The organism is Stenotrophomonas sp. HMWF023, from assembly GCF_003060985.1.
Lineage (GTDB): Bacteria > Pseudomonadota > Gammaproteobacteria > Xanthomonadales > Xanthomonadaceae > Stenotrophomonas > Stenotrophomonas lactitubi.
Genome location: NZ_QAIJ01000161.1, coordinates 7,482 through 22,554 on the forward strand (window position 1 = coordinate 7,482; position 15,073 = coordinate 22,554).

General features: G+C 66.3%; 17 protein-coding genes. 7 read left to right on the forward strand and 10 right to left on the reverse strand.

All coding sequences use genetic code 11. The annotated features are described in order from the left end of the window. Window positions 1–251: 251 nt before the first annotated feature. The gene (locus tag DBR20_RS08780) at window positions 252–1,115 is read left to right on the forward strand and encodes a PA4780 family RIO1-like protein kinase (protein WP_099820969.1); all 864 of its coding nucleotides are present in this window, start codon (window positions 252–254) and stop codon (window positions 1,113–1,115) included. Between the two features lie 72 nt (window positions 1,116–1,187). On the opposite strand, the gene fghA is transcribed toward DBR20_RS08780, so the two are convergent. The 5 genes from fghA to DBR20_RS08805 all read right to left on the reverse strand — a co-directional run bounded on the left by fghA (window position 1,188) and on the right by DBR20_RS08805 (window position 4,862). Then, window positions 1,188–2,018 (reverse strand): S-formylglutathione hydrolase, encoded by an 831-nt coding sequence (fghA, locus tag DBR20_RS08785; RefSeq protein ID WP_108265913.1) that lies wholly within the window; start codon window positions 2,016–2,018, stop codon window positions 1,188–1,190. A gap of 63 nt (window positions 2,019–2,081) precedes the next feature. Beyond that, entirely contained in the window at window positions 2,082–2,441 is a 360-nt protein-coding gene (locus DBR20_RS08790; protein WP_108265914.1) for a YqcC family protein, read from the reverse strand. 8 nt (window positions 2,442–2,449) lie between these two features. Next, complete coding sequence (locus tag DBR20_RS08795) at window positions 2,450–3,559, reverse strand: S-(hydroxymethyl)glutathione dehydrogenase/class III alcohol dehydrogenase (RefSeq protein WP_108265928.1); 1,110 nt, start codon at window positions 3,557–3,559, stop codon at window positions 2,450–2,452. A gap of 62 nt (window positions 3,560–3,621) precedes the next feature. After that, window positions 3,622–3,897, reverse strand: a complete 276-nt coding sequence (frmR, locus tag DBR20_RS08800; protein WP_108265915.1) for a formaldehyde-responsive transcriptional repressor FrmR — start codon at window positions 3,895–3,897, stop codon at window positions 3,622–3,624. A gap of 56 nt (window positions 3,898–3,953) precedes the next feature. After that, the gene (locus DBR20_RS08805) at window positions 3,954–4,862 is read right to left on the reverse strand and encodes a LysR family transcriptional regulator (protein WP_108265916.1); all 909 of its coding nucleotides are present in this window, start codon (window positions 4,860–4,862) and stop codon (window positions 3,954–3,956) included. Window positions 4,863–4,992: 130 nt separating this feature from the next. Between DBR20_RS08805 and DBR20_RS08810 the strand changes: the two genes are divergently transcribed. Further along, the gene (locus tag DBR20_RS08810) at window positions 4,993–6,096 is read left to right on the forward strand and encodes an alkene reductase (RefSeq protein WP_108265929.1); all 1,104 of its coding nucleotides are present in this window, start codon (window positions 4,993–4,995) and stop codon (window positions 6,094–6,096) included. A gap of 46 nt (window positions 6,097–6,142) precedes the next feature. Here DBR20_RS08810 and DBR20_RS08815 read toward each other — a convergent pair whose 3' ends face one another. Both DBR20_RS08815 and DBR20_RS08820 read right to left on the reverse strand, forming a co-directional pair. After that, window positions 6,143–6,697: a hypothetical protein gene (locus tag DBR20_RS08815; protein ID WP_146186976.1), complete on the reverse strand. Its 555-nt coding sequence runs from the start codon at window positions 6,695–6,697 to the stop codon at window positions 6,143–6,145. Window positions 6,698–6,746: 49 nt separating this feature from the next. Then, a complete protein-coding gene (locus DBR20_RS08820; RefSeq protein WP_108265918.1) occupies window positions 6,747–7,304 on the reverse strand; it encodes a hypothetical protein in 558 nt (185 codons plus the stop codon). 112 nt (window positions 7,305–7,416) lie between these two features. Between DBR20_RS08820 and DBR20_RS08825 the strand changes: the two genes are divergently transcribed. Further along, on the forward strand, window positions 7,417–7,833 hold the full coding sequence (locus DBR20_RS08825; RefSeq protein ID WP_108265919.1) for a VOC family protein: 417 nt from the start codon (window positions 7,417–7,419) through the stop codon (window positions 7,831–7,833). A 12-nt stretch (window positions 7,834–7,845) separates the two neighbouring features. Here the strand turns inward: DBR20_RS08825 and DBR20_RS08830 are convergent, their stop codons facing one another. Next, complete coding sequence (locus DBR20_RS08830) at window positions 7,846–8,541, reverse strand: hydrolase (RefSeq protein ID WP_108265920.1); 696 nt, start codon at window positions 8,539–8,541, stop codon at window positions 7,846–7,848. Between the two features lie 75 nt (window positions 8,542–8,616). On the opposite strand from DBR20_RS08830, the gene DBR20_RS08835 reads away from it, so the two are divergent. Beyond that, window positions 8,617–9,279: a TetR/AcrR family transcriptional regulator gene (locus tag DBR20_RS08835; protein ID WP_108265921.1), complete on the forward strand. Its 663-nt coding sequence runs from the start codon at window positions 8,617–8,619 to the stop codon at window positions 9,277–9,279. 124 nt (window positions 9,280–9,403) lie between these two features. On the opposite strand, the gene DBR20_RS08840 is transcribed toward DBR20_RS08835, so the two are convergent. After that, entirely contained in the window at window positions 9,404–10,288 is an 885-nt protein-coding gene (locus DBR20_RS08840; RefSeq protein WP_108265922.1) for a LysR family transcriptional regulator, read from the reverse strand. A gap of 106 nt (window positions 10,289–10,394) precedes the next feature. Here DBR20_RS08840 and DBR20_RS08845 point away from each other — a divergent pair, with 106 nt between their 5' ends. Further along, window positions 10,395–11,453 (forward strand): NAD(P)-dependent alcohol dehydrogenase, encoded by a 1,059-nt coding sequence (locus tag DBR20_RS08845; protein ID WP_108265923.1) that lies wholly within the window; start codon window positions 10,395–10,397, stop codon window positions 11,451–11,453. 120 nt (window positions 11,454–11,573) lie between these two features. Here DBR20_RS08845 and DBR20_RS08850 read toward each other — a convergent pair whose 3' ends face one another. After that, window positions 11,574–12,938 (reverse strand): glutamate--cysteine ligase, encoded by a 1,365-nt coding sequence (locus DBR20_RS08850; protein WP_108265924.1) that lies wholly within the window; start codon window positions 12,936–12,938, stop codon window positions 11,574–11,576. A 152-nt stretch (window positions 12,939–13,090) separates the two neighbouring features. Here DBR20_RS08850 and DBR20_RS08855 point away from each other — a divergent pair, with 152 nt between their 5' ends. Continuing rightward, window positions 13,091–13,795 carry a VIT family protein gene (locus DBR20_RS08855; RefSeq protein WP_108265925.1) on the forward strand — a complete coding sequence of 235 codons (705 nt, stop codon included), beginning with the start codon at window positions 13,091–13,093 and terminating at the stop codon, window positions 13,793–13,795. Next, the gene (locus tag DBR20_RS08860) at window positions 13,792–14,616 is read left to right on the forward strand and encodes a helix-turn-helix transcriptional regulator (RefSeq protein WP_108265926.1); all 825 of its coding nucleotides are present in this window, start codon (window positions 13,792–13,794) and stop codon (window positions 14,614–14,616) included. Before DBR20_RS08855 ends, DBR20_RS08860 begins: the two co-directional genes overlap by 4 nt. Window positions 14,617–15,073 lie beyond the last annotated feature (457 nt).

Consider the following 15,073-nt stretch of genomic DNA (forward strand, 5'->3'; position numbering starts at 1 on the left):
CGCCAGCACAACCAGCATGCATCCCCCATGCGCAAGGCCGTATGGCGGCACGATAGCGCGCCGCCACGCCACAGCGGCGTGATCCGCGTTGGAAAAGACGGATACGCGACAGTGGCAGCCGTCTCGCGAAATGGTTGCCCGGCGACGCTCGCGGGCCAGCCGGGAAGCCGCCCGACAGCCGCGACCTGTAAAATGCGAAAATCCCTCCCCATCCTGGCAAGCGCCTCCGCGCCGGCCACCCCAGATATCCCGTGAAAACCCCCGAAGGACTGCGCGCGCTGATCGACGACGGCGTGATCGATGAAGTGCTACGCCCGCTCAAGAGCGGCAAGGAAGCGGCCGTGTACGTGGTACGCAGCGGCAACGAGGTGCGCTGCGCGAAGGTCTACAAGGACATGGCCCAGCGCAGCTTCCAGCAGCGCGTGCAGTACCAGGAAGGCCGCAAGGTGCGCGGCAGCCGTGAGGCGCGTGCGGTGGGCAAGGCCAGCAAGTACGGCCGCAAGCAGCAGGAAACGGCCTGGAAGAACACCGAGGTGGACTCGCTGTACCTGCTGCGTGATGCCGGCGTGCGCGTGCCCGAGCCATACGGCTACTTCCACGGCGTGCTGGTGATGGAGCTGGTCACCGATGCCGACGGTTTCTCCGCCGCCCGCCTGGGCGAAGTGGAACTGGAGCCCGAACAGGCCCGCCAGTTCCACCAGACCCTGGTCCGCCAGGTGGTGCGCATGCTGTGCTGCGGCCTGATCCATGGCGATCTCTCGCCGTACAACGTGCTGGTCGGTCCCGATGGCCCGGTGGTGATCGATTTCCCCCAGGTGGTCAGTGCAGGCGGCAACAACGCCGCGCGCAGCATGCTGCTGCGGGACGTCAACAACCTCACCGCCTACTTGGGCCGTTTCGCCCCTGAACTGCTGGACAGCTGGTATGGCGAGGAAATGTGGGCGCTGTTCGAGGCTGGCAGCCTGCTGCCGGACAGCGAGCTCACCGGCACCTTTGTGCACGATGAATCTACCGTCGACCTCGACAGCGTGCGCCACGCCATCAACGATGCGCGCGAAGAAGCCCTGATCCGCCAGCAGGGCCGTGAAGCGGCGGAAGAAGACGACGACGTATAAGCGCCACGCCATGCGTGGCGGCTCGACGCTACGGACAAGCCAGAGCAGCCGAGCGTGGGCTCGGCTACAGGGTCAGGCCTTCAGTGCGCGCGCGTGGTGGGCGATGTGCTCGCCGATGAAGCTGGCGATGAAGTAGTAGCTGTGGTCGTAGCCCGGCTGCAGGCGCAGGCTCAGCGGATGGCCGGCCGCTTGGCAGGCCTGCTGCAGGCGCTGAGGCTGCAGCTGGGTCTGCAGGAACTCATCCCCCTCACCCTGGTCGACCAGCAGCGGCAGTCGCTCGCTGGCGTTGGCGATCAGCGCGGTGGCGTCCCACTGCGCCCAGTCGGCCGGGTTGTCACCGAGGTAGGCCGTGAACGCCTTCTGTCCCCACGGCACCTGGCTGGGCGCAACGATCGGCGAGAACGCCGACACGCTGCGGTAACGGCCGGGGTTGCGCAGCGCGATCACCAGCGCGCCGTGGCCGCCCATCGAATGGCCGCTGATCGCGCGCGCATCGGTAGCCGGGAAGTTCGCTTCGATCAGCGCCGGCAGTTCCTGCACCACGTAGTCGTGCATGCGGTAGTGCTTCGCCCACGGCTGCTGTGTGGCGTTGAGATAGAAGCCCGCGCCCTTGCCGAGGTCATAGCCCTCGGCATCGGCGACGTCATCGCCGCGCGGACTGGTATCCGGGGTGACGATGATCACGCCGTGCTCGGCCGCATAGCGCTGCGCACCGGCCTTGGTAATGAAATTCTGCTCGGTGCAGGTCAGTCCGCTCAGCCAATACAGTACCGGCAGCTTCTGGCTGGCGGCCTGCGGCGGCAGGTACACGGCGAACTGCATGTCGCAGCCCAGCGTGGTCGAATGATGGCGGTAGACGTCCTGCCAGCCACCGAAACAGGCGCGGTGTTCGATGCGTTCCATGATGTTCTCCTGCGCGGCGCGTCAGCGCACGCGTGCTTCTGGTAGATGCCGACCTTGGTCGGCTTATCCACGCACGGCGTGGATGCCTTTGTTGATCAGTTCGTCCAGCTGCGCCAGCAAGCGCAGCAACGGCTCGACGTCAGGCTGGCCATCAAGATTGCGATACGCCGCCGCTGCCACGTTGCTGCGCGGCGGCCACTGGCCATCAGCGCGGGCCTCATGCAGACGCGGCAGGAATACCTGCCCCAGCCACTGCTCGAACGACATGCCATCGTCGCTGCCGAAGGCCGAGGTCACCGCACGCGCTGGCCCCACTTCACCCACCACCCAGCCCAGCGCGCGCAGCGCCTGCTCGATCGGGGCCACCAGGGCCGCGCGCGGGTCTTCCGCACGCGGCCGGCGCAGGGCATCCAGCCAGCCCATGACGCGCCTCAGTAATGGACCACTGAACGGATCGACTTGCCTTCGTGCATCAGGTCGAAAGCTTCGTTGATCTTGTCCAGGTCCATGGTGTGGGTGACGAACGGCGCCAGCTCGATATCGCCCTTCATCGCGTCTTCGACCATGCCCGGCAGCTGGCTGCGGCCCTTCACGCCGCCAAACGCGGTACCCATCCACTTGCGGCCGGTGACCAGCTGGAACGGGCGGGTGGAGATCTCCTGGCCCGAACCGGCCACGCCGATCACCACGCTCTGACCCCAGCCACGGTGCGCGCATTCCAGCGCCGCACGCATCACGTTGACGTTGCCGATGCACTCGAAGCTGTGGTCCACGCCCCAGGTGGTCATTTCAACAATGACCTGCTGGATCGGCTTGTCATGATCCTTCGGGTTGATGCAGTCGGTGGCGCCGAATTCGCGGGCCAGCTCGAACTTGGACGGGTTGGTATCCACCGCGATGATGCGGCCGGCCTTGGCCTGGCGCGCGCCCTGGATCACCGCCAGGCCGATACCGCCCAGGCCGAACACGGCCACGCTGTCGCCTTCCTGCACCTTGGCGGTGTTGTGCACCGCGCCGATGCCGGTGGTGACGCCGCAACCGAGCAGGCAGACGTGCTCCGGATTCGCGTCCGGGTTGATCTTCGCCAGCGACACCTCGGCAACGACGGTGTATTCGCTGAAGGTCGAGCAGCCCATGTAGTGGTAGATCGGCTCGCCGTTGTAGCTGAAGCGGCTGGTGCCATCGGGCATCACGCCCTTGCCTTGGGTGGCACGCACCGACACGCACAGGTTGGTTTTGCCGCTCTTGCAGAACAGGCATTCACCACACTCGGCGGTGTACAGCGGAATCACGTGGTCGCCCGGCTTCACGCTGGTCACGCCCTCGCCCACTTCCACCACGATGCCGGCGCCCTCATGGCCCAGCACCACCGGGAACAGGCCTTCCGGATCATCGCCGGACAGGGTGAAGGCATCGGTATGGCAGACACCGGTGTGGGTGATCTTGACCAGCACTTCGCCCTGCTTCGGCGGGGCGACGTCGATCTCGACGATCTGCAGCGGCTGGCCAGGACCAAAGGCGACGGCGGCACGGGATTTCATGATGGCACTCTCCAAAAAGGTTTGCGGAAAACAGGATGCGCGGCGCTGTGTCGCGCCGTCGTTCATTTCAGGTACGAGCGGATCAACGCGCTCATGTCGCGCACACGTTCGGCGCGTTGTTCATCGGAGGTAGCGGGCTGGCCGAACTCCTCGCGCAGGTGCGCTTCCATCACTTCGGACATCAGCCCGTTGACCGCACCACGGATGGCGGCGATCTGCTGCAGCACCGGCCCGCAGTCGGCGCCGGCTTCCAGCGCGCGGTCCAGCGCATCGCACTGGCCGCGGATGCGGCGTACGCGGGCGAGAACCTTCTTTTTTTCTTCGGGGGAGTGCGGCATGGCTGGCCGGCCTCGGAACTATACTGGGGGATAGTATACAGAAGCCGATCCGGAGCTCAATCGAAGGCCCCCTCTGCGGCCAACCGGGTCAGCTCCTCCACCACGTAACGCACCTTCGGCCGCAGATGCCGCGTCTGTGGCCACAGCGCGTGGATATCCACGTGATGCTGCATGCAGTGATCGAGCAACGACTGCAGCGCCCCGGATTCGAGATGCCGGCGCACCAGCGATACCGGCATCTGGCAGATGCCCAAGCCAGCCAGCGCGCCTTCGATCACCGCATCGCCATCATTGAGCTGGTAGGTGCCGCTGGGAATGAACACCCCCTGGGTGCCCACGTCCCCCATCCGCCAGGCCACGGGCTGTCCATGGCGGTAGCCGACGATGCTGCGGTGTGCATGTAGATCGTCAATGGTCCGTGGCGTGCCATGCGCCTGCAGGTAGGACGGCGCGGCGCAGGTCACCAGCCGCTGGCTGGCCAGCTTGCGCGCGACCAGGTGCTCGGCGTGATGCAGGCCGCCGAAGCGGATCAGCAGGTCGATGCCTTCCTCCAGTGGGTCGACGAAGTGATCGGTGAAGGTCATCGTCAACTGCAGGTCCGGATACTGCTGGCACATTTCCAGCAGCACCGGCAGCACCACCAGCCGACCGAACGAGGACGGCATGTCGATGCGCAGGCGGCCGCTCGGCAGATGCGCCGCCGAGCCCAGGCACGCTTCGGCTGCCGCGATTTCATCCAGCGCCGCCGCGCACGAGGCGTAGTAGGCCTCGCCATCGGTGGTCAGCGCGATGCGCCGGGTGGTGCGATGGAACAGGCGCACGCCCAGCCGCGCTTCCAGCCGGGCGATGGCCTTGCCGACCGCCGAGCGCGAGATGCCCAGCGCGTCGGCGGCCTCGGTGAAGGTAGCCGAGCGCGCCGTGGTGACGAAGGTCACCAGGCCATTCAACGATTCGACGGGGAGCATCGGCAGACTCGCTCATTGGGGACAGATAGTCCCGCTTGGCGGGAAATTTACCGTCTTTATGCGCCTGCATGTCAACTCCATCATGGTGCTGTCGCGCCGTTGGCGCCCTCCCCGTACCGAGATGACTGACATGACCGCCGCCCTGTTCCGCCCGTTCGACCTCGCTGGACTGCCCCTGCACAACCGCATCGCGATGGCCCCAATGACCCGCGCCCGCAACCCCGGCGCCGTCGCCAATGCACTGACCGCGCAGTACTACCGGCAGCGTGCCAGCGCCGGTCTGATCATCAGTGAAGGCACGCCGGTGTCGGCGCAGGGCCAGGGCTACATCGACGTGCCCGGCATCTGGTCCGCTGAACAGGTTGCCGGCTGGAAGCTTGTCACCGACGCCGTACACGCTGCGCAGGGCGCGATCTTCGCCCAGCTGTGGCACGTCGGACGCATGTCACACGCCTCGCTGCAGCCCGACGGCGGCCAGCCGGTGAGCGCCGGTACGCGGCCGGTGGCGAGCGATCCGAAAAACACCTCGTTCGTGTATCTGGACGACGGCAGCCGTGGCCATGCCGATCCGACGCCGCCGCGCGCGCTCAGCACAGAAGAAATGCCGGGTATCGTCAGCGACTTCGTAGGCGGCGCTGAAAATGCCATCGCTGCCGACTTCGATGGCATCGAACTGCATGCTGCCAACGGCTACCTGTTCGAGCAGTTCCTCAACCCGATCACCAATGACCGCCAGGATCTCTATGGTGGTTCACTACGCAACCGCGCACGGCTGATCCTGGACACCGTCGATGCGATGGCGCAGCGGATCGGTGCACAGCGGATCGGCGTGCGCCTGGCGCCGAACAGCCAGACCTTCGACATGCCGGCCTATGCAGAGAACGAAGCCACCTATCTTTATCTGGCCGAAGAGCTTGGCAAGCGCGGGTTGGCGTATGTGCATCTGAACGACAACTACCTGCGCGGCGTGCCAGTCATCGGCGAGGCGTTCCTGAAGACCTTCAAGGAGACCTACGGCGGCACCGTGATCCTCGCCGGTGGGCTCACCCGTGAGCGTGCTCTGCGACTGGTCGAGGACGGCATCATTGATCTGGCCGCGTTTGGCCAGCCGTTCATCGCCAACCCGGATCTGGTCGAGCGCCTGCAGCGCGATGTGCCGCTGGCCGTTCCGGATCGCAGCACCTATTACGGCGGTGGCGTCGAAGGCTACCTCGACTACCCGCTCGCACAGTAGATCCACGCCATGCGTGGATGCGATGCGCTCCTCGCCACCGAGCACATCAGGGTGCTTTCTCCACCTTGGTCGAGTCCGAATCAAAGGTCAGCACCCGGGTGCTGATCTCCCCCTTCGCTGAATCCTTGCGACTCAGTTCAAGCCGCCCCTGGTTGCCCTGCGCCACCAGGCTGGCGGCAAAGCTGCCCTCGTTGGACAGCGCCGTGATCACGGCGGTGCCATCGGGCGCGACCCTCATGCCCGCCCGATCGCGAACCTTGTAGCCCACGCCAACCGGCGCATCCAGCGCCATCACCGCACTGCCATTGGCCATGGTGCCGATGCCACCGCGCTCATCGCCTTTCGCATCGTAGATCGTCATTCCCGTTGCGCGCGAGTTGCGCGCGACATCATCCGCGTCCTCGGCAATCTGCACGCGCGTGCGCCCTTCACTGTCGAGCACGGTCAACTTGTAGGTACGGATCTCCGGCACCACGCCGGCATCGGGCGTGGCCACACTGGTCCCGACCAGGGCCAACGATGCGCCCAGTACGAACATCGAGACTGCCAGCAGATTCCTGCGCCGTAGCCTGTGCTCCAGGCGTTCCAAACGTACGGTCATATCCTGCTCATGCATGGTGCACTCCCTGGTTGGCTCTGTGATGGGTCCGTCACCTGCTCTCGGCTTCCACGTGGATCACACGGTTGGAGGCTCCGCCTTCAGCAGAAGCCACGCGGTTCAGCTCCAGCTGTCCTTCCGCCCCCTGCGCGACCAGCCTGGCAGCAAAGCCACCGGCGTTGGACAGGACACCGATGAACGCCGAACCGTCCGCTCCCACCTTCATCCCGGCCCGATCCGACACGCGATAGCCAACGCCGCGCGGCGCATCGAGAGCAACCGTGGCGCTGCCATCGTCGGCAGTCACCATGCCTCCGCGTTCCTGTTCATTGCCATCGAAGATGATCAACCCCGCCACCCGCGCATTGCGCTTGATGTCCAGGTCCGGCGCGTCCTCACCGATCTCCACGCGCTTGCGGCCCTGATGGTCAAGCACGATCAGGCGATGGGTGCGGATCTCCGCAGCAATGCCGGCCTCCGGCCGGGCAGAACCACGACCGGCCAGCATGATCGACATCATCAGCACGGGTGCTGCCACCAGCAGCCAGCGCCATCGGCCTGCCCGTTGCTCCAGCTTGCGTACTCGCGCTTCCACTTCCAGGTTCCGCATGGAATCCTCCCTGGCAACGGGGCCACCGGTCGGAACGACGAGGCACCCGGTCTGGAACTACAGTTCGATCCTAGACGTCACATCCGCGTCCAACAACATGACGAAAGTCCCCATGAACTCCGTCACCATGTCCTTCATCGTCAACCTCGACGTCCCCGATCTTGCAGCTGCCGAAGCGTTCTACACCGAAGCTTTCAGCCTGCGGGTCGGCCGCCGACTCGGCCCGGGCGCCGTGGAACTGCTCGGCGGGCCAACGCCGCTGTACCTGCTGCAGAGCGATGCCGGCAGCGCAGCGACCGAGCACGGCGATGTGCGCGACTACGAGCGCCACTGGACGCCCGTGCATCTGGACTGGGTGGTGGATGACATCGAAGCCGCGGTGGTGCGTGTGGTTGCGGCAGGGGCGACGCTCGAGCAGTCCGTGCGCGAGCGTCGCTGGGGCCGCATCGCCGTGCTGTCCGATCCCTTCGGCCACGGCTTCTCCCTGATCCAGTTCAGTGGCGAAGGCTACGACGCGCTGGTCGAATGAGCGGCGCGCCGCTCACCACGGCAGCGGCACCGCTTCGCCGTTGGCGCGCTCGCCGTAGTACAGCGACGGCAGCAGCCGCGACAGGAAACTGAACTCGGTATAGCAGTGCTTTAGCAGACCCAGGCCGATCGCATCGCTGGCATCGCGCTGCGGATGTTCACTGTCCAGGCCCAGCACGAAGCGGCTACGCAGCACGCAGCCGAACGGCGTATCGCGGGCGACGTGCAGCATCTGGCCATCGCAGGGATCACCGTGCGCGTCCAGACGAACGTGGTCACCAAAACCGATGCGCGCGGCAATCACCGCCGAGACATCGCCGGCATCCTGCGCCGTCTGCAGACGCTCAGGTGTGAGCAACGTGCGCGGATCATGGAACTTCAGGCGTGCCGCCACGGGCGGGATGTCGGCCAGCGACTCGACGGCATGGATGCTGGCCCCATGGTAGCTGCGCCCACGCTGCCAGGCCGCGTCCCAGCCACGGTGCTCGACGTGGTCCAGCGGGTGCCACCAGCGGATGTGCTGGGTGGTCTCGAAGAAGGTGAACCACCAGTCCAGCATGCGGCCCTTGCAGCCATGCAGATCGGTGCGCACCGCGACCAGCAGGGTGCCGTCTTCGCGACGCTGGATGCCGGTTTCCAGGTGCATCGGTGCGGGATCGAGCAGGTCGTGGTGGTCAAGCCAGGCATGCGCGTTGGCGACGGTATCCATGGTGAATCCTTGGGGGGGGGAAGTCCGGACAATACGGAAACGCCATTCGTTTCGCAATTATCGAAATGCGCTAGAATGTGCGCAATGACCGCTACCGCCCCGCCCGATCCGATCGCTCCGCCCCGTCGCCGCGGCCGTCCCGCACGCCCAGAGGCCGACGTCCGCCATGCCGTGCTGCAGGCGACGCTGGATCTGCTGCTGGCGCAGGGCTATGAGGCGACCACCATTGAGGCGGTCGCCGCGCATGCCGGCGTGGCCAAGAAGACGGTGTACCGGCATGCCGGAAATCGCGACGAACTGGTAGGCCTGGCGGTGCGCGAGTGGACCGATGGCTTCGCACCGCAGCTGCAGCGTGATGCCCGCCACGCCGAAGACGTGCTGCCACTGCTGCACGACATCCTGCAGGCGGTGTGCGCGCAGGCATTGTCAGCACAGGCGGTGCGGGTGTTCCGCCTGTTGACCACCGACTTCCCGGGCAAGGACGCGCTGCTGCGGGCCTACCTGGACAACGGCATCGGCCGCGGCCGTGCGCTGCTGGCGGACTGGCTGCGGCGGCAGCAGCAGCGTGGTCTGTTGCGCGCCGGTGATCCAGAACGGATGGCGCGCCTGGTGCTGTCGATGGCCGTGGCAGAACCTCTGCGCGAGCGCGCCATCGGCGTGGTAGCCGAAGACGCATCGGTGGATGCGCACCTGCGTGACTGCCTGCAACTGATGGAGCCGATGCTGCAGGCTGCGTAGCAGGCGCCATCCACGCATGGCGTGGATCTACTGTGCAACGGCATCCACGCATGGCGGGGGTCAAAATGGGCATACGGCGATGGTCAGTAGATCCACGCCATGCGTGGATGCGATCCACCACCATTCACTCGCGCAGCATGTCCACGAACGCGCGCAGCGCTCCAGGCATCTGCCGCTGCTTCGGGTAGTACAACGCAAACCCGGCGAATGGTTCGCTCCAGTCTTCCAGCACCGCCACCAGTCGGCCATCGTCCAGATAAGGACGCGCGGTGTCTTCCAGCACATAGGCCAGGCCGATGCCATCGAGCACCACGCCAACCACGGTGCCCTGCTCGCACAGCGTCAGCCGGCCCGGTACGTCGATTTCCAGGGTCTGGCCCTCGCGCTCGAACTGCCACTTGTACAGATGACCGCTGGCGAAGCGGAAGCGCACGCACTCATGCGTAGCCAGGTCGCGCGGATGCTGCGGTGCCGGCCGGCGCCGCAGGTATTCGGGCGAACCGACGATCAAGCCGCGCAGCGGCGGCCCCATTGGCACCGCCACCATGTCCTCGGGCACGAACTCGTGCAGGCGCACGCCCGCGTCGTAACCCTCGGCGACGATGTCGACCAGGCCATCGTTCTCGGTCAGCTCCACCCGTACATCGGGATGCGCGTGCAGGAAACGCGCCAGCCGCGGCCCCAACTGGGTTGCTACCGCCGCCCGCGTCGCGTTGATCCGCAGCAGGCCTGACGGAACGGCGCGGAAGTGGTTCATCTCCTCCAGCGCGTCATGCACCTGGCCCAGTGCCGGCTGCAGGCGCTCCAGCAGCCGTTGCCCTGCCTCGGTCAGTGCCACACTGCGGGTGGTCCGGTGGAACAGGCCCACCCCCAGCCGCTCCTCCAGCGCGCGGATCGCATAGCTCACCGCGGAGGTCGACAGGGCCAGTTCGGCGCCGGCCCGGCGGAAGCTGCGGTGGCGGGCGACCGCGGCGAAGGCGGCCAGGTGGGACAGGTTGTCAGTGGCCATGATTGTGCAGTCTGCCTTGATGAATCATGCCGATATATGCGCTTCTTACCTTGCGGTACGGGGCGTATTGTAAAACGCCTTTCGACAAACCCGCCAAGGATTCCCCATGTCCCTCGCCCGTGGTTACGCCGCCCATACCCATACCGACCCGCTGGTACCCTTCGAGTTCGAGCGCCGCGCGGTCGGCCCGAACGATGTGCGCATCGAGATCCTGTACAGCGGCATCTGCCATTCCGACCTGCACCAGGCCCGCGACGACTGGGGTGGCTCGATCTACCCGATGGTGCCGGGCCACGAGATCATCGGCCGCGTTACCGAAGTCGGCAGCGAGGTCACCCGCTTCAAGGTCGGCGACCACGCTGGCGTCGGCTGCATGGTCGACTCCTGTCGTCACTGCGATGCCTGTGAACACGACCTGGAGCAGTACTGCGCCGAAGGTGCGACCTGGACCTACAACGGCCGTGAACGCGCCGATGGTGCCCCGACCTACGGCGGCTATTCCGACCACGTGGTGGTCGAGCAGCGCTTCGTGGTCAAGGTTTCCGAAACGCTGGACCTGAAGGCCGCCGCGCCGCTGCTGTGCGCCGGCATCACCACCTGGTCGCCGCTGCGTCACTGGAAGGTCGGCCCGGGCCAGAAGGTCGGCGTTATCGGTCTGGGTGGCCTCGGCCACATGGGCGTGAAGTTCGCCAAGGCACTCGGCGCGCACGTGGTGATGATCACCACCACCCCGGAAAAGGGTGCCGACGCCAAGCGCCTGGGCGCCGACGAGGTGCTGGTCTCGCGCGATGCCGCGCAGATGAAGGCGCACGCCGGCAGCTTCGACTTCCTGCTCAACACCATTCCGGTCGGCCATGACACCAACCCGTACATGGGCCTGCTCAAGCGTGAGGCCACCATGTGCCTGGTCGGCGTGCTGACCGAACTGGACCCGCCGCTGACCGGTGGCAGCGTGATCTTCGGTCGCAAGAACCTGACCGGCTCGGCGATCGGCGGTATGGCTGAAACCCAGGAAATGATGGACTTCTGTGCCGAGCACGGCATCGTCAGCGATGTGGAGATGATCGACATCAAGAACGTCAACGAAGCCTGGGAACGCATGGCGAAGAATGATGTGCGCTACCGCTTCGTGATCGACATGGCGACGATGAAGAACGCCGCCTGATCCAAGGCGGTTGTGGAAACAAAAAACCCCGGCAATGCCGGGGTTTTTTTTGATGGTGCCAGCCGCTGGCCGGCAACCGCGTACATCTGTCGGCCAGCGGCCGGCACTACCGCAAGGTGGTCAGTAAGCGAACTCGCGGAACACCGGATCCACATCGCCGTGCCAGCGGCCATGGAACAGCGCCAGCTTGCGCTCGGCCGGGGTCAGGCCGGACTCGACGATTTCCTGCAGCACGTCCAGGAACTTGCTTTCGTCCTGGCCATCGGCATTGCGCGCCGCGCGGCGCTTGAGGCCTTCCACGGAAATCTTCACCGCTTCGCGCGCCAGATCGCGCACGGTGCCATTGCGGAACGGCAGCGCCAACGCATGCTTGGGCACCCCATCACGCAGCGCATGGCGTTCAACCAGGCTGAAGTCGCGCACCAGGTCCCACGCTGCATCCAGTGCGGTGTCGTCGTACAGCAGGCCCACCCAGAATGCCGGCAGCGCGCACAGGCGGCTCCACGGGCCGCCATCGGCACCGCGCATTTCCAGGTACTTCTTCAGCCGCACTTCCGGGAACGCGGTGGTGGTGTGGTCCGACCAGTCGCGCAGCGTCGGCAGCTGGCCCGGCAACACCGGCAGCTTGCCCTGCATGAAATCGCGGAAGCTCTGCCCGCTGGCGTCGTGGTAGATGCCATCGCGGTAGGAGAAATACATCGGCACGTCGAGCAGGTAGTCGACATAGCGCTCGTAACCGAAGCCGTCCTCGAACACGAAGTCGAGCATGCCGGTACGGTCGGCATCGGTGTCGGTCCAGATGTGCGAGCGGTAGCTGAGGTAGCCGTTCGGCTTGCCCTCGGTGAACGGCGAGTCGGCGAACAGGGCGGTGGCGATCGGCTGCAGTGCCAACGACACGCGGAACTTCTTCACCATGTCCGCTTCGCTGGCGTAATCCAGGTTCACCTGCACGGTGCAGGTGCGGGTCATCATGTCCAGGCCCAGCGAACCGACCTTGGGCATGTACGAACGCATGATCTTGTAGCGGCCCTTGGGCATCCACGGCATTTCATCGCGCGTCCACTTCGGCTGGAAGCCCATGCCGAGGAAGCCCAGCTGCAGCTCGCCGGCCACCTGTGCAACTTCATTGAGGTGGGTGCCGGTTTCCACGCAGGTCTGGTGGATGGTCTCCACCGCCGCACCGGACAGCTCCAGCTGGCCCGCGGGCTCCAGCGTCACCGAGGCGCCATCACGCAGCAGGGCGATGGTATTGCCGTTTTCCTGCACCGGCGTCCAGCCGAAACGGACCAGGCCGTTGAGCAGTGCCTCGATGCCACGCTCGCCCTCGAAGGTCGGCGGGCGCAGGTCATCCAGGCGGAACCCGAACTTCTCGTGCTCGGTACCGATGCGCCACTGCGAACGGGGCTTCTCGCCGGAGGCGATCTCCGCCACCAGTTGCGAGCGGTCGGTAATGGGCGTATCGGCGACGTGGCTGGGGCTCGACAAGGGGGTGGCTCGCTGGACGGTGGCAGGGGATGTGGGGCTGGGAGCCTTGCATCGCAAGGGCGCACTATAGCGTGGCGGCTCGTTACGTCATGCGACGGTGACGGGTTTCAGCATCCTACCGACACCCTCTTGACCCTCGTACACTCAGGGCCATGAGCCGCCATTCACGACATCCTGAACTGCATCGCGCCGATCGCGTCGGCTGGCTGCGTGCCGCCGTGCTGGGCGCCAACGATGGCATCGTCTCGGTCGCCGGCCTGGTGGTCGGCGTGGCCGCCAGCGGCGCCTCGGCCAGCACGATCCTGGCCACCGGCGTGGCCGGTACCGTGGCCGGAGCGATGTCGATGGCCGCCGGCGAGTATGTGTCGGTGCAGACCCAGGCCGATACCGAGAATGCCGATCTGGCGATGGAAAAGCGCGAGCTGCATGAAGACCCGCACAGCGAACTGGACGAGCTGACCGCGATCTATCGCCACCGCGGCCTGGAGCCGGCGTTGGCACGCCAGGTTGCCAAGCAGCTGACCGCCCACGACGCGCTGGGCGCCCATGCGCGCGACGAACTGGGCATCACCGAGGAACTGCGCGCGCGACCGTTGCAGGCTGCACTGGCTTCGGCCGGCGCCTTCACCTGTGGTGCTGCCCTGCCGGTGCTGACCGCACTGCTGGCACCAGTACAGAACGTCGCCAACGCCACCACGGTCAGCACGCTGGCCGGCCTGTGCCTGACCGGCGCGATGGCGGCACGCGCCGGTGGCGCGTCACCGACGCGTGGTGCCCTGCGCGTGATGTTCTGGGGTGCGCTGGCGATGGCCGCTGCAGCGGCGGTCGGCCGCCTGCTGGGCGCACACGTCGTATGACCGGCATGCCCCCCACCGCCACCGCCCTGCTGGCGGAGATGGCCAGCCTGGCCGGCTGCCAACGCGCCGAAGGCTACGCCTGCATCACCGCCCGCCGCGAGCATGGCGCCAGCTCGGTGGAGATACCGCAGCCGCAGTTCGCGATCCTGCTGGAAGGCCGCAAGCAGGTGCGTACCGCACACCAGTCGCTGACCTTCGTCCCGGGCGACATCCTGCTGATCACCCAGCGTTGCCGCATCGACGTGGTCAACACACCGGACCCGCAGACCGGCCGCTACCTCAGCGCGATCGTGCCGCTGTGCACCGAAGTGCTGGCGGCTGCGCGCACGCTGTGGAGCGAAGCCTTGCCGACGGCCGGACCTGCGCTGGCACGGCAGGCGCTGGGCGATCACGCCACGGCGCTGCGCAGCTGGCGGCAGTCGTTGCAGGATGGCCGCTACAGCGAAGCACGGCTGGCGCTGGCCACGCTGGTGCTGGCGTGGTGCCGGCAGGGCCACGGCAACCTGCTGTTGCCGCACGCACCGACGCTGGGCGAACAGATCCGCGACCGCATCGCCGCCGAACCGGCACGCGACTGGCAGTCGCGCGACGTTGAGGCACACTTCGCGCTGAGCGGTGCGACCCTGCGGCGGCGGCTGGCGGCTGAAGCCACCAGCCTGCGCCAGCTGCTGACCGAAGCGCGCCTGGCCCACGGCATGCAACTGCTGTACACCACCGATCTGCCGCTGAAGACCGTGGCAGCGCGCGCGGGGTATCGCTCTGCAGCGAGCTTCAGCAAGCGCTTCGCCGAGCAGTACGGGCTGGCTCCCACAGATATTTGAGGGTTCTTCAGCAGGGCTGCGCCCTGCACCCGCAGAGGCAACGGCAACAGCCGAAGCAACAGCAACAGCGTGCATTCCGTGGGATGGCGGGGCGGTGTCGGAGTGCGGGGACGCCGCAAGTACGTCCCTGTAGGCTTGGCAGCCGCATCCATGCGGCTGACACCCCGCACTCCGACACCGCCCCACCCCTGACAGTTTCCCGGTGGCCAGTAGATCCACGCCATGCGTGGATGATTTCCTCCAATTCCATTCGATTCATTTCGATGATTCCGAATTGAATTCGAAGAGCATCCACGCATGGCGTGGATCTACGTGTCGACCAAGGTCGACACCCACCAAAAGCAGGGTCATGCCATCCCAACAGATCGCGGGAATCTGTCGAAGGCGGGGTGGGTCCGGTTGCGGGGGCGTGAGCCGCATGGATGCGGCGACCGAGCTTACAGGGACGTACTTGCAG